Genomic DNA, 14,487 nt, shown 5'->3' on the forward strand with positions numbered 1-14,487 from the left:
CTTAAACGGTTTTGGCGGACTGGGACTCAGGGCTGGACGCGGGCTCGGCGTCGGCGGTTCGGCTGCTGCCGATCCCCCGCACCAGGCCGAGCTTCCCGGCGACGACGTAGAGCACGAACGCGACCACGAGCGAGTTGATGCTCGGCAGGCCCCACTCCACGAACTCGCCGAACAGCGCGGCGGCCACCCACACCACGAGCGTGGCCGGCACCCACACCGGCGCCGATTCCGGCACGGTGCCGCGGGCGCGGGCCGATTCCAGGTCACCGCGCCAGGTCTTCACCACGAAGTACTCGGCGACCATGATCCCGGCGATCGGCGGGAACGCGACGCCCAGCACGGTGAGGAAATCGGTGAACTTCGCCAGGATCCCGGCCGCGGCCAGCACACTGCCGACCACCCCGAGCACGGCGGTGACGAGCCCGCGGTGCGCGCGGCGCTTGGTGACCGTGCCGATGAAGTTCACGACGCCGAGCCCGGAGGAGTACAGGTTCCAGTCGTTGATCTTCATCGTGCCCGCAATCACGATGAGCAGACCGACCCAGCCGACCGACGACGTGACGATCGTGGTGATCTCGGCGCTGCCCACGGCGTGCGCGAGCAGCACGCCGGCCAGACCGATCACGTACTCGCCGAGCGTGATGCCGACCAGCGTCTGCTTAACGACGTCGCCGGTGGTGCGGTTGAACCGCGTCATGTCCGGGGTGATCACGGCGCCGACGATGAAGCCGCCGGCCACGAGCGTGGTGCCCTGCAACAGGCTCATCGTGGGCCCGGGCGGGGCCGAGGCCACGAGCGTGCCGAGGTCGTGGCGGGTCAGCTCCGAGATCACCGACCAGCCGACGAGGACGAGGAACGCCGGGACGGTGAAGTAGGCCGTCCAGGCCATGGAGTGGAAGCCGCGCACCACGATCGCCGTGACGAGCAGGCCGAACACGAGCGCCCAGCCCCACTCCGGCAGGCCGCCGATGAGCGAGACGAGGCCTTGGGCGGACACGGCGGACTGGATGCCGAACCAGCCGATGAGGCTGATCCCGATGGCGAGCCCGATGAGCGCCGACCCGCCGCGGCCGAAGCCCGTCCAGCGGGCGATCATGGAGGTGGACAGGCCCTCGCGCACGCCGATCACGCCCACGAGGATCGTGATGAGCTCGAGGATCACCGAACCGAGGGTGAACGCCAGCACCGCCTGCCAGAACCCCATCCCGAAGCCGACGGTGGCTCCGAGCAGGAACTGGGACAGGGCGGACACCTGGCCGAACCGCTGGACCGCGACCGACCACCACGAGTACCGGGCCTGATCCGGCACTCTGGTGAGGGCGTAGTCGTCGACACCGACTGCTGAGGCCACGCCGACCTCCTATCCGGGAAGGGAAACGGTTCCCCGCACCGTAGGCAGCGTCGGTGGTCACGTCACCGTGCGATGTGCCCAGCCACCCGCTGGGCGCTGTGCACATCGCACGGTCGTGGTTGTCCGATTGGACTGGAGTTGATCGACCGGTGATCGACTCGCCTACCCGCGGACGATCTTCCCTCCGTCGGTCACAGCCCGCCCAGCCAGTCGGCCACCGCCTTCGCCGTGGTCTCCGCGTCGGTGTCGACCAGGGAGAAGTGGTCCCCCGGCACGGTGAGCACGGCGTCGGCGCGCTGCCAGGTCGTGCGCCACGACGACGGGTCCTCGTGGGCGCGTGCCGGATCGTCGGCGGCGGTGGTGAAGCGGAACTCCGGGCGCACGAGCACCGTCGGCACCACCGGCTCGGCCAGCGGCAGGCCGTCGAGCAGGCCGAGGTAGTGCGCCATGGCGGTGAGCTTGTCGCGGTCGAAGGGCCCGTATTGCTCCTCGCGTTCGAGCATGCCGCCGGCCATGTCGGCCACGGTGTCCGCCGTCTCCTCACCGCCGCCGGCCATCTCGTAGCTGTCGAGCAGCACCAGCGCGGCCGGCCGCGGCCCGATCTCCGCGAGACGAGCGGCCAGCGCGTACGCCAGCACCCCGCCCGAGGAGTAGCCGAGCAGCACGTACGGCTCGGCCGAGGTGCGCACGCCGTGCGCGAGCACGTCCAGCACCGCGTCGAGGTCCGCCGGAATCCGTTCGCCGGCCAGGAAACCCGGCGTCGGCAGTGCGGCGAAGGCGTGGCTGCCGCGGAAGCGGGCGGCCAGCTTCGCGTACTGGTACGCACCGCCCATCGCCGCGGGCGGCGGCACCGCCAGGATGCGCGTGCCCGCGCCCGCCGCGAGCTCCAGCGGCCGCACCGGCTCGCCGAGGTCGTCGGCGCCGGTGAACTTCGGCCGCAGGTTCGCGGCCGCGCCCAGCAGCGTGATGCCTTCCTCGACGCGGCCTTCGCGCACCGCGTCGAAGAACAGGTCCCGCACCGGGTCGCCCGGTTCCGCGGTGGCGGGACCGGTGAGCACCCCGAGCAGGTGCGTGGCCAGCCCGGCCGGCGTGCGGTGGTCGAACGCGACCGACGCGGGCAGCGCCACCCCGAGCACCTCGGTGAGGCGGTTGCGCAGTTCGACGGCGGTCAGCGAGTCGAAGCCGAACTCCAGGAAGTGCGAGTCCGGGTCGATCTCGTCCGTGCCGGCGTACCCGAGCAGCGTGCCGGCTTCGTGCAGCACCAGGCGAAGCAGGCCGGCGTCGGTCAGCTCCACAGTGGACGGATCCGGTTCCACGACCGCGGTGCGTCGTTTGCGAGCGGTCCGGCTACCTGAGTCCGGCTCGGCCGCCGAGCCAGCCCCGCGGCGCAGCACCACCGAGGCCTCGGCCACGGGTGCGCCGGACCGGTCGGTGAGCAGCAGGGCCAGCGTGTCTTCACCCGCCGGCGTGAGGCGCACGCGCAGGCGGGCCGCGCCGGTCGCGAAGAGGCGGAAGTCGTGCCACTCCACCGCGGCCGCGCCGACCGAGGCCACGGTGGACAGTGGGGCCGCGTGCAGCGTCGCGTCGAGCGCGGCCGGGTGCAGGCCGAAGCGTTCGGCCCCCGAGTCGACGTCGACCTCGGCGAACACGGCGTCGCCGGCTCGCCAGGCCGCGCGCAGCCGCCGGAACGCCGGACCGAAGTCGGCGCCCGCGTCGGCGAGCAGGGTGTACAGCTCGGTCACGTCGGCGGCGACCGCGCCGGCGGGCGGCCACGCCGTGAGCGGCTCCGGTTCGGGGCCGTCGTCGGCGACCAAGGTGCCGGCCGCGTGTTCGACCCACGTGTCGCCGGTCGAGGAGTGCACGGTCACCGCGCGGGCGCCGTCGTTCGGCGCGCTCACCACGACCTGCAGCCGCGTTTCGCTGTCGCCGAGCACCAGCGGCGTGCCGACGGTGAGGTTCGCCAGGCGGGAGAACCCGACCTCGTCACCGGCGCGCACGGCCAGCTCCACGAAGCCGGCCGACGGGAACTCGTCGCGGTCGGCCAGCCACGGGTGCGTGGTGAGCGAGAGCGAGCCGGTGAGCACCACCGAGTCCGTGCCCGCCACCGTGAGCACCGCGCCGACCAGCGGGTGGTCGCTCGCACTGAGCCCGGTCGTGGCGAGGTCGCCGATCGCGCGCCGGGCCTCCATGTCGACGGAGGGCCAGTAGCGCGTGCGGTGGAAGGCGTACGGCGGCAGCGCCACCGCGGGCCGGCCACCGGTGACCATGCGCCGCACGTCGAGGCCGGCGCCGGACACGTGCAACTGGCCGGCGGCGAGCAGGATCGCCGGCACCTCGTCGCGGTTGCGCCGCGAGAGCGCCACGAACTCGGCTTCCTCGGCCACGACCTGCGCGGCCGCGGTGAGCACGCCGTCGGTGCCGAGCTCCACGAACCGCGTTGCGCCGGACGCGGTGACCGCGTCGGCGAAGCGGACCGTGCCGCGGCAGTTGGCGACCCAGTGGCCGGGGTCGGCCAACTCGGTGCCGGCCGGCGCGCCGGTGACCGTGGAGACGACCGGGACGGTGGCTTCGCCGTAGGTCAGCTCGTCGGCGATCTCTTCGAGTTCCTCGAGGATCTCGTCGAGCAGCGGCGAGTGCACCGCGCAGTCGATCGTGAGCCGCGTGGTGCGTCGGCCCAGCTTGGTGAAGTGCTCTTCGCAGCGCCGCACGGCGTCTTCGGCACCGGACACGACCACGGCCTGCGGGCCGTTCACCGCGGCGACCGACGCGTCTTCACCGAGCACCGGCGTCACTTCCGCGACGCCTGCCTCCACGGCGAGCACCGCACCGGGCCGGGTCTCGGCCATCAACTGCCCGCGGTGTGCGACCAGCTTCACCGCGTCGTCGAGGGACAGCACACCGGCCAGGTGCGCGGCCGTGATCTCGCCGACGGAGTGTCCGATGAGGACGTCGGGCCGCTGGCCCCACGACTCGAGCAGCCGGGCCTGCGCCACCGCGAAGGCGAACACCGCGGCCTGGCTGAACTGCGTGCGGTCGAGCAGTTGTGCGTCGACAGAACCGGCCTCGGCGAACATCACGTCCCGCAGCTTGCGGCCGAGGTACGGGTCGAACTTCGCCATGACGCGGTCGAGTTCGTGTGCGAAGACCGGGAACGTGGCGTGCAACTGGGCGCCCATGCCGGCGCGCTGGGTGCCTTGCCCCGGCAGGAGGTACGCGGTGGTGCCGCCGGAGCGAGCACGGCCGGTGACCGTGATGTCCGAAGTGGACAGGTCGATCAGCGCGGCCCGCAGGCCGGCGAGATCGGTCGCGGCGACCGCGGCGCGGTGGGCGAGCAGCGGACGACGATGAGCCTGCGCAGCGACCAGTTCACCGACCGCGAGCGAGGGGTTCGCGTCGAGGAGCGCCAGCAAGGCGTGGGCCTGGTCCGGCACCGCGGCCGCCGTGCGGGCCGATAGGACGAGCGGTGCCACCGCGGTACGCGGTTCAATCGGCTCGACGGGTTCGCTCGCCGGGGCCTGTTCCAGGATCACGTGCGCGTTGGTGCCGCTGTACCCGAACGCCGACACGGCGGCGCGGCGCGGCCGGTCGACCTCGGGCCAGTCACGGCGGTCGTCGAGCAGCCGCACGGTGCCCGCGGACCAGTCGACGTCGTGCGTCGGCTCGGTCACGTGCAGCGTGCGCGGCAGCACGCCGTGGCGCAGCGCCTGCACCATCTTGATCACGCCGGCGACCCCGGCGGCGGCCTGCGTGTGGCCGATGTTCGACTTCACCGAGCCCAGCCACAGCGGCTGCTCGGGGGTGCGCTCACGGCCGTAGGTGGCCAGGAGCGCGGCCGTTTCGATGCGGTCGCCGAGCGGGGTGCTCGCGCCGTGGCCCTCGATGGCGTCCACTTCGGACGACGGAATCCCGGCCGTGGCCAGGGCCCGGCGGATGAGCCGTTCCTGCGCCGGGGCGCTCGGGGCGTTGAGGCCGTTGGACGCGCCGTCGGCGTTCACCGCGCTGCCCTTGATCAGGGCGAGCACCTCGTGGCCGTGGCGGCGCGCGTCGGCGAGCCGCTCGACCACCAGCACCCCCACGCCCTCGCCCCAGCCGAAGCCGTCGGCCGCGGCGGAGTAGGGCTTGCAGCGGCCGTCGCGGGCCACGGCACCGTCCACGAACTGCGCGAACGGGGCCGGCGAGACCAGCGCGGACACGCCGGCCACGAGCGCGAGCGAGCAGTCGCCGCCGCGCAACGCCTGCGTCGCCTGGTGCAGCGCCACCAGGGAAGACGAGCAGGCGGTGTCGACCGAGACGGCCGGGCCTTCCAGTCCGAAAACGTAGGCGACACGACCCGACACCACGCTGCTCAGCGCCCCGGAGCCGCGGTAGAGGCCGCCGCCCTGTTCGAGCGCGTCACCCGGGTCGTAGTCGGTCTGCATCACGCCGACGAACACGCCGGTGGTGCTGCCCTTGAGCGACAGCGGGTCCACGCCGGCGTCCTCCAGCGCGACCCAGGTGGACTCGAGCAGCATGCGCTGCTGCGGGTCCATCATCACGGCTTCGTTGGGGCTGATGCCGAAGAACGCGGCGTCGAAGTCCGTGGCGTCGGTGACGAAGCCGCCCCGCGGGGTGCCACCGTCGGGCGCGACCTGCGGTAGCCAGTGCTCCATGTCCCACGCGCGGTCGGCCGGGAAGTCGCCCGTGCCGTCGCCACCGGCGGCCACCAGGTCCCACAGCTGCGCCGGTGTGGTCACGCCGCCGGGGAAGCGGCAGGCCATGCCGACGATCGCGATCGGCTCGTCGGCCGCGAGCACCGCCTGCTCGGTGTCCTGGTCGGCCTCGGCGAGGTCACCCAGCAGCGATTCGTGCAGGTGCGTCGCGAGGTCACCGGCGGTCGGGTGGTCGAAGACCAGCGTGGCGGTGAGGCTCAGGCCGGTCACCTCGTTGAGCGTGTTGCGCAGCTCCACCGCGGTCAGCGAGTCGAAGCCGAGGTCCTTGAACGCGCGGTCGGCGTCGATGACCTCGGCCGAACCGTGGCCGAGCACCGCGGCCGCGTGGCGCACGACCAGGTCGCGCAGGTGGTCGAGGCGTTTGTCGACCGGCAGCCGGATCAGCTTGCCGAGCAACGAATCCGCGCCCGCCTCCCGGTCGGACACCGTGCGGCGCGCGGCCGGCACGAGGCCGCGCAGCAGGTCCGGCACGCTGCCGGACTCACGCCACGCGGGCAGGTCGAGCTTCACCGGCACGAACACGTCGCCGGTCGAGCCGACGGCCGCGTCGAACAACGCGAGCCCCTCGGCCGCGGTGAAGGCGCCGAGGCCGCGCTTGCCGTGCGTCTCGCCGGCCATGCCCGCGGCCGACTCCCACATGCCCCAGGCCAGCGAGTGCGCCGGCTTGCCCTCGGCCCGCCGGTGCGTGGCCAGTGCGTCGAGGAAGGCGTTGGCCGCGGCGTAGTTCGCCTGGCCCGGCGCGCCGAGCACACCGGCGGCCGAGGAGAACGTAACGAACGCGGCGACGTCGCCGGCCAGCTCGTGCAGGTGCCACGCGGCGAGCGCCTTGGGGTCGAACACCCCGGTGACGCGGTCGGCGGTCAGCGACCGCAGCACGCCGTCGTCGAGCACACCGGCCGCGTGGACCACGGCGTGGACCGGGTACTTCTTCAGCAGCCGCTTCACGGCCGCGCGGTCAGTGAGGTCGCACGCGGCCACGATGGCCTCGGCGCCCAGCTCGGTCAGCTGCGCGACCAGCTCGGCGACTCCCGGTGCCTTCTTGCCGCGGCGGCTGACCAGCAGCAGCTTCTTCGCGCCCTGGCGAGCCAGGTGCGTCGCGACGATCCGGCCCAGCGCCCCGGTGCCGCCGGTGAGCAGAACGGTGCCGGCCGACCAGTCAACGGGACCGGCCGCCTCGGTCGTGGCCCGCGCCAGGCGAGGTGCACGGACCTCGTCGCCCGACACGCGCACGGCCGATTCGTCGGCGGCGACGATCGCGGCGAGCTGCTCGGCGTTGGGTGCGCCTTCGACCAGCACGATCCGGCCGGGGTTCTCCCCCTGCGCCGACCGCACCAAGCCGGCCACGGCGGCACCCGCCAGGTCGGTGCCGGTCACGACGACCAGCGTGCCTTCGCCGGCCAGCCGGTCCTGCAGTGCGGCCAGAGCACTGTGGACGGCCGCTTTCGCGCTGTCCGCATCGTTTCCGGCGGCGGCCTCGTAAACGGTGTAGTCCGTGGTGCCGGCGTCCGGCAGGGTGGCCGGGACCCAGTCCACGGTGTAGAGCGAGTCGGTGCCCGATGTCGACCTCGCGGCGGCGAGCTGCTCTTCGCTGATCTTGCGCAGCGAGAGCGCTCCGACTCGGGCGACCGGTGCGCCGGACGAATCGGCCAGGCTCAGCTCCACGGTCTGCTCACCGGTCGGGCGCACGCGCACCCGCAGCGAAGCCGCGCCGGCCGCGTGCAGCTCGACGTCGGACCAGGCGTACGGCAAGGTCGTGCCCTCACCGGCCGCGCTGCTCAGGCCCACGGCGTGCAGCGTCGCGTCGAACACCGCGGGGTGCAGGCCGAACGCCTCGGCACTCAGCCGGTCCTGCTCGGGCAGCGCGACCTCGGCGAACACGTCGTCGCCGCTGCGCCACGCGGCCCGCAGGCCCTGGAACACCGGGCCGTAGGCCATGCCGTGCTCGGCGAGCAGGTCGTACATGCCCTCGACGTCGATCACCTCGGCGCCGGGCGGCGGCCAGGCGCTCAGGTCGAAGGCCGCCGCCGCGGTGGCCGGAGCGAGGGTGCCGTCGGCGTGGCGGGTCCAGCCGGCGTTCGCGGCGAGGTCGTCGGGTCGCGAGTGGACACTGATCGGGCGCGTGCCGTCGGCGGCGGGAACCCCGACGCGGACCTGGATCCGTGCGGCGCCCTGATCGGCCAGCACGAGCGGTGCGTGCAGCGTGAGCTCCCGGACGCGACCACAGCCGACCTCGTCGCCCGCGCGCACGGCGAGCTCCACGAACGCGGTGCCGGGCACCAGGATCGCGCCGCCGACCACGTGGTCGGCCAGCCACGGGTGGGTGGTCGCGGAGATGCGGCCGGACAGCACGAGACCTTCGGCGTCGGCCAGCAGCGTCGCCGCGCCGAGCAGCGGGTGGTCGACCGGGTCGAGGCCCATCGACGTCACGTCACCGGAGTCCGACGAGACCTCCAGCCAGTAACGCCGGTGCTGGAAAACGTACGTCGGCAAGTCGGCACGCTGGGCGCCGCGGGCCGCGAAATACGTGGCCCAGTCGGGCGAAACGCCGCGCACGTGCAAGGCCGCCAGAGCCGTGGCCAGCGCGAGGTCCTCGGCGACGTCCCGGCGCTGGGCCGCGACCGCGACACCGTCCGAAGAGGACTGCGGGACCACGGCCGTGAGCGGTGCGTCCGGCCCGAGTTCGAGGAACCGGTTCACGCCCTCGGCCGCCAGCGCTCGCACGGCGTCGGCGAACAGCACCGGCCGGCGCGCGTTGTCCACCCAGTACGACGGATCCGTCAGCTCGGCGGACACCTCACCACCGGTCACGCTGGAGATCACCGAGAGCACGGGCTCGGTGTAGGTGATGCTTTCGGCGACCGCGCGGAACTCGGCCAGCATCGGGTCCATCAGCCGCGAGTGGAAGGCGTGCGACACCTTCAGCTTCGTGGCGCGCCGGCCGGTGAACTTCTCCGCCACGGCGAGCACGGCGGCTTCCGTACCCGAGATCACCACGGACCGCGGGCCGTTCACGGCGGCGACGTCGACCGTGCCCTCGGCATCGTGCGCGGCGACCTCGTCCGGCGTGCCCTCGATCGCCACCATCGCGCCGCCGGTCGGCAGCGCCTGCATCAGCTTCCCGCGCGCGGCCACCAGCTTGGCCGCGTCGGCCAGCGAGAAAACGCCGGCGCAGTGCGCGGCGGCCAGCTCGCCGATCGAGTGCCCGCACACCGCGTACGGCGCCAGCCCCCACGAATCGACCAGCCGGAACAACGCGACCTCGAACGCGAACAGCGCGGCCTGCGTGCAACCGGTCTGCGCCAACGCGTTCGCGTCGCCGTCGATCACCTCGCGGATCGGCCGGTCCAGGTGCCGGTCGAGCTCGTTGCACGCGGCGCCGTACGCCTCGGCGAACACCGGGAACTTCGCGGCGAGCCCTGCCCCCATGCCGAGCCGCTGGGAACCCTGGCCGGAGAACAGGAACGCGAGCGTCGCCTCACCCCGGGCGAGTCCGCTGACGCCGCCGGGCTCACCGGCGGCCAGCGCGCTCAACCCGGCCAGCAGCTCGTCGTGCGTGTGCCCGAGCACGGCGGCGCGGTGGTCGAGGTGCGTGCGGCCGACAGCCAGCGTGCGTGCCACATCGAGCGGCAGCGCGGGCTGCTCGGTCAGGTGCGCCACGAGCTGCGCGGCCTGGTCACGCACCGACTGCTGCGTACGGCCCGACAGGACGAACGGCACCGCGGCGTCGTCCCGCGCAGGCCCTTCGGCCACTTCCGGCTCCGGCGCTTCCTCGAGAATCACGTGCGCATTGGTGCCACTCAGCCCGAAGCACGACACCGCACCCCGGCGCGGCCGCTCACCCCGCTCCCACGGCCGCGCTTCGGTGAGCAGCTCCACGCGCCCGGAAGTCCAGTCGACGTGCCGGGTCGGCTGGTCGACGTGCAGCGTCTTCGGCAGCACGCCGTTGTTCAGCGCCAGCACCAGCTTCAGCACCCCGGCGACGCCGGACGCGGCCTGCGTGTGGCCCACGTTCGACTTGATCGAACCCAGCCACAGCGGCTCTTCGCGGTCCTGCCCGTAGGTGGCCAGCAGCGCCTGCGCCTCGATCGGGTCACCGAGCTTGGTCGCCGTGCCGTGCGCCTCGACCACGTCGATCTCGGCCGGCGTCACCCGCGCGTTGGCCAGCGCCTGGCGGATCACGCGCTGCTGCGCCGGGCCGTTGGGCGCGGTCATGCCGTTGGAGGCGCCGTCCTGGTTGATCGCGGTGCCGCGCACGATCGCGAGCACCGGGTGGCCGTTGCGCCGCGCGTCCGAAAGCTTTTCCACGAGCAGCATGCCGCAGCCCTCGGACCAGCCGGTGCCGTCGGCGGAATCGGCGAACGTGCGGCAGCGCGCGCTGCGGGCGAGCGTGCCGTCGAGCGAGAACTCCACGAAGGTGCGCGGCGTCGACATCACCGAGACCCCGCCGGCCAATGCCAGCGAGCATTCGCCGTTGCGCAGCGCCTGCACCGCCAAGTGCAGCGCGACGAGCGAGGACGAGCACGCGGTGTCGATCGTGACCGCGGGTCCTTCGAGCCCGAAGGTGTAAGCCAGGCGTCCGGAGATCACGCCCGACGAACCGTAGCTGCCCTGGTAGTTGTGGTACATCGTGCCGGCGAACACGCCGGTGGCGCTGCCCTTCACCGAATGCGGCGCGATGCCGGCGCGTTCGAAGGCCTCCCACGACGTTTCGAGCAGCAGCCGCTGCTGCGGGTCCATGAGCAGGGCCTCGCGCGGGCTGATGCCGAAGAGGTCGGCGTCGAAGTCCAGGGCGTCGTGCAGGAACCCGCCCTCGCGCACGTAGCTCGAACCCGGCCGTTCGCCGGTGGGGTCGTAGAGGCGGTCGAGGTCCCAGCCGCGGTTGGTCGGGAACTCCCCGATGGCGTCCACGCCACCGGCCAGCAGCCGCCACAGCTCTTCCGGGGTGTTCGCGCCCCCGGGCAGCCGGCAGGCCATGCCGACGATCGCGATCGGCTCGCGCGCGGCCTCGGTGAGCCGGCGGTTCTTCTCGCGCAGCCGCTCGGTCTCCTTCACCGAGGCTCGGAGCGCACCGACCAGCTTTTCTTCGGAGTTGCCCACGTGTCCTCGTTCCTTCCCGGTGACGTAACGCCAGACAGGCGAACGATACGAGCGCGAACACGGCCGGACCCACCCCTAAGGGCCCCTGCGCCAGCGGCTCGGCGGCGCACCAAGGTCCGCTTTAGACGGTCTTTAGGGGTTGTCGGTCGAGGCGGCCGGATGACAGATTTTTCCCACGTTCACAGCAATTCTCTCGCTCGTTTTCGCTCGAGGTTCCGCTGGACTCAGACTGGGGATCGGTTATGCACAGGAAGATTCGGAAGCTTCTGGTCGTGGGGGCCCACGGCGACGACGAGACGCTCGGCGCCGGCGGCACCGTGGCACGGCTCGCCGACGAAGGCGTCGTCGTGTCGCTCTGCATCCTGACCAACGACGACGGCTCGCGGTCGGTGAGCGGCAGCGGGATCGTGAACCGCACCGCCGCGATCGAACTCGCCGCGAAGACGCTCGGCATCGAGCGCGTGAGCGTGCACGAGTTCGGCGACAACCGCCTCGACACCGAGCGCCACCTGGACCTCAACCGCGTGGTCGAGCAGGAGGTGCGCGAGTTCGAGCCGGACACGGTGTTCGCCACCAGCATGTGCGACCTGTCCACCGACCACGCCCTGGTCAGCCGCGCGGCCCGCGTCGCCGGCCGGCCGGGCCGCGGGCCGGTCAAAGAGGTCCGCACGTTCGAGATCCGCTCCGCCACCGACGTCGGAGAAGCTTCGGGGCTGCCCAACGCGTTCCGCCCCAACTACTGGCAGCTGCTCGACGAGTCGCACCTCGACCGCAAGATCGACGCCCTGCGCGCCTACGGCAAGGAGCTCGAACCGTGGCCGAGCCCGCGCAGCGAACGCGGCGTGCGCGCGCTGGCGGAATACCGCGGCTCGCAGGTCTCGGCCGGGCTGGCCGAGGCGTTCGAAATCGTGCGGATCGTGCATTGAGCGCGTTTTCCCGAGCTCTTTTCCAGCTTTTTCCTGCCCAGCAAGAAACGGGTGACGAGAAATGACCAGTACTGTCGCTGAGTTCCAGACCACCGCCGAGCTGACGAAACTCACGTCGGTCGCCGTGATCGGCATGGGGTACGTCGGGCTGCCGACGGCACTCGGCCTGCACGCCGGCGGCGTCGAGGTGATCGGCATCGACCTGTCGCAGAACCGTCTCGACGCGATCCGCTCGTGCGAGGTCGACCTCATCGAGTCCGACCACCGTCGCCTCGAGAAGGCCGTGCACCAGGAGGACTTCCAGCTCACCACCGACTCGGCGCGCATGGCCGAGGCCGACGCGGTGCTGGTGTGCGTGCCGACCGGGCTCGACGAGTACCTGATGCCGGACCTCGGCCCGCTGGAGAGCGCGTGCGCCGCCCTGATCTCCCACGCGCGCCCCGGCCAGACGCTGATCCTCACCTCCACCAGCTACGTCGGCACGTCGGAGCGGCTGCTGGTGAAGCCGTTGACCGCCAAGGGCTTCACGGTCGGGCGCGACATCTTCGTGGCCTCGAGCCCCGAGCGCATCGACCCCGGCAACGTCACCCACACCCAAGCCGAGACACCGCGCGTGCTCGGCGGCGTGACGCCGGTGTGCACCGCGATGGCGCAGCGCGTGATCAACGTGCTGACCCCGGCCGTGCACTGCGTCAGCTCGCCCGAGACGGCGGAGATGACCAAGCTGTTCGAGAACACCTTCCGCGCGGTGAACATCGCGCTGGCCAACGAGTTCGCCGAGATCAGCGACGGCATGGCCATCGACCCGATCGAGGTGATCGACGCGGCCGCGAGCAAGCCGTACGGGTTCATGGCCTTCCACCCCGGCCCCGGCGTCGGCGGCCACTGCATCCCGTGCGACCCGCACTACCTGCTGTGGCAGCTGCGCGCCACGCAGAGCAACGCGCCGCTCGTGACGCAGGCCATGCACGCCATCGCCGAGCGGCCCAAGCAGGTCGTGGACCGCGTGCTCAACACGCTTTCGCGTGACGGCAAGGGCATGGCCGGCACCCGCGTGCTCGTGGTCGGCGTGACCTACAAGCCCGGTGTGCAGGACGTGCGCTCGTCGTCCGCGCTCGACATCCTCGACCTGCTCGCCGCGAAGGGCGCCAAGGTCGGCTACCACGACCCGCTGGTCCCGAACGTCCGCGTGACCGGCGGCTCGCTCGACAACGTCGTGGACCCGTGCGGCGGCGACTGGGACGTCGCGCTCATCCACACCATCCAGCCGGGCCACGACTACACGTGGCTCGCCCAGTGCGGCACCGTCATCGACGCCACCTACCGCTTCGACCGCGCGCTGTTCGCGAACTGAGAGGACTCCTGACGTGCGTTACCTCATCACCGGCGGCGCCGGTTTCATCGGCTCCCACCTCACCGAGCACCTGCTGGCCCGCGGCGACGAGGTCGTCGCGCTGGACAACCTCAGCACCGGCACCCTCGACAACCTCACCGGCGTCGCCGGGCACCCCGGTTTCCGGTTCGTGCGCGGCTCCGTGACCGACCCGTCGGCCGTCGAGTCGTGCATGGCCGGCGTCGACGCGGTGTTCCACCTCGCCGCGGCCGTCGGCGTGTTCACCATCCTCGACAAAACGCTGGAAAGCCTGCGCACCAACCTGCACGGCACCGAGAACCTGCTCGACGCCGCACTGCGCCACGACGTGCCGATCCTCGTGGCGTCCACGAGCGAGATCTACGGCAAGAACACCGCCGACGGACTGTCCGAAGAGGACGACCGCATCATCGGCTCGCCGCTGAAGAACCGCTGGTCCTACGCCGAGGCCAAGGCGCTCGACGAGACCTTCGCCTACCTCTACGCCAAGGAACACGGCCTGCGCACGGTGATCGTGCGCCCGTTCAACACCGTCGGCCCGCGCCAGACCGGCCGCTACGGCATGGTCATCCCGCGCTTCGTCACGCAGGCGCTGGCCGGCGAGCCGATCACCGTGTTCGGCGACGGCCAGCAGACCCGCTGCTTCTGCCACGTGCACGACGTCGTGCCCGCACTGGTCGACCTGATCGCCGACGAAACCGCGTACGGCAAGGTGTTCAACCTCGGCAGCAACGAGCAGACCACCATCGCGCAGCTCGCCGAGCGCGTGATCTCCGCGACCGGCTCGGCCAGCACCATCGCGAAGGTGCCCTACGAGCAGGCTTACGGCGAGGGCTACGAGGACATGCAGCGCCGCATCCCCGACTGCACCCGCGCGTACAACCAGATCGGCTTCGTGCCCACCCGCACGCTCGACGACATCATCGCCGCGGTGGTCGCCGACCGCCGCTGACCCGCTGCACCCGTTCTCCCGGAGGCCACCAGGTTCGCGCCTGGTGGCCTTCGGCGTGTCGACCCCACCCCGATGTGGCA

Annotated in this window: 4 protein-coding genes and 1 pseudogene; 3 read left to right on the forward strand and 2 right to left on the reverse strand. The window is 72.2% G+C overall.

The window, feature by feature from the left end; all coding sequences use genetic code 11:
- Position 1 precedes the first annotated feature (1 nt).
- On the reverse strand, positions 2 to 1,351 hold the full coding sequence (locus VSH64_RS26465) for a purine-cytosine permease family protein (RefSeq protein WP_326565394.1): 1,350 nt from the start codon (positions 1,349 to 1,351) through the stop codon (positions 2 to 4).
- 191 nt (positions 1,352 to 1,542) lie between these two features.
- Positions 1,543 to 11,124 (reverse strand): annotated as a pseudogene (locus tag VSH64_RS26470) (SDR family NAD(P)-dependent oxidoreductase); the annotation flags it as partial.
- A 275-nt stretch (positions 11,125 to 11,399) separates the two neighbouring features.
- Between VSH64_RS26470 and VSH64_RS26475 the strand changes: the two are divergent.
- From VSH64_RS26475 to VSH64_RS26485, 3 genes are all read left to right on the forward strand, one after another.
- On the forward strand, positions 11,400 to 12,083 hold the full coding sequence (locus tag VSH64_RS26475) for a PIG-L deacetylase family protein (protein WP_326565396.1): 684 nt from the start codon (positions 11,400 to 11,402) through the stop codon (positions 12,081 to 12,083).
- A 61-nt stretch (positions 12,084 to 12,144) separates the two neighbouring features.
- The gene (locus VSH64_RS26480) at positions 12,145 to 13,437 is read left to right on the forward strand and encodes a nucleotide sugar dehydrogenase (protein WP_326565397.1); all 1,293 of its coding nucleotides are present in this window, start codon (positions 12,145 to 12,147) and stop codon (positions 13,435 to 13,437) included.
- A gap of 13 nt (positions 13,438 to 13,450) precedes the next feature.
- Positions 13,451 to 14,407: an NAD-dependent epimerase/dehydratase family protein gene (locus VSH64_RS26485; RefSeq protein WP_326565398.1), complete on the forward strand. Its 957-nt coding sequence runs from the start codon at positions 13,451 to 13,453 to the stop codon at positions 14,405 to 14,407.
- The last annotated feature ends 80 nt before the right edge of the window (positions 14,408 to 14,487 follow it).

This window comes from Amycolatopsis rhabdoformis, from assembly GCF_035918295.1.
Classification (GTDB): domain Bacteria; phylum Actinomycetota; class Actinomycetes; order Mycobacteriales; family Pseudonocardiaceae; genus Amycolatopsis; species Amycolatopsis rhabdoformis.

Coding starts and splice junctions, on each gene's coding strand:
- VSH64_RS26480 (WP_326565397.1), top strand. CDS start 12,145: ATGACCAGTACTGTCGCTGAGTTCCAGACCACCGCCGAGCTGACGAAA.
- VSH64_RS26475 (WP_326565396.1), top strand. CDS start 11,400: ATGCACAGGAAGATTCGGAAGCTTCTGGTCGTGGGGGCCCACGGCGAC.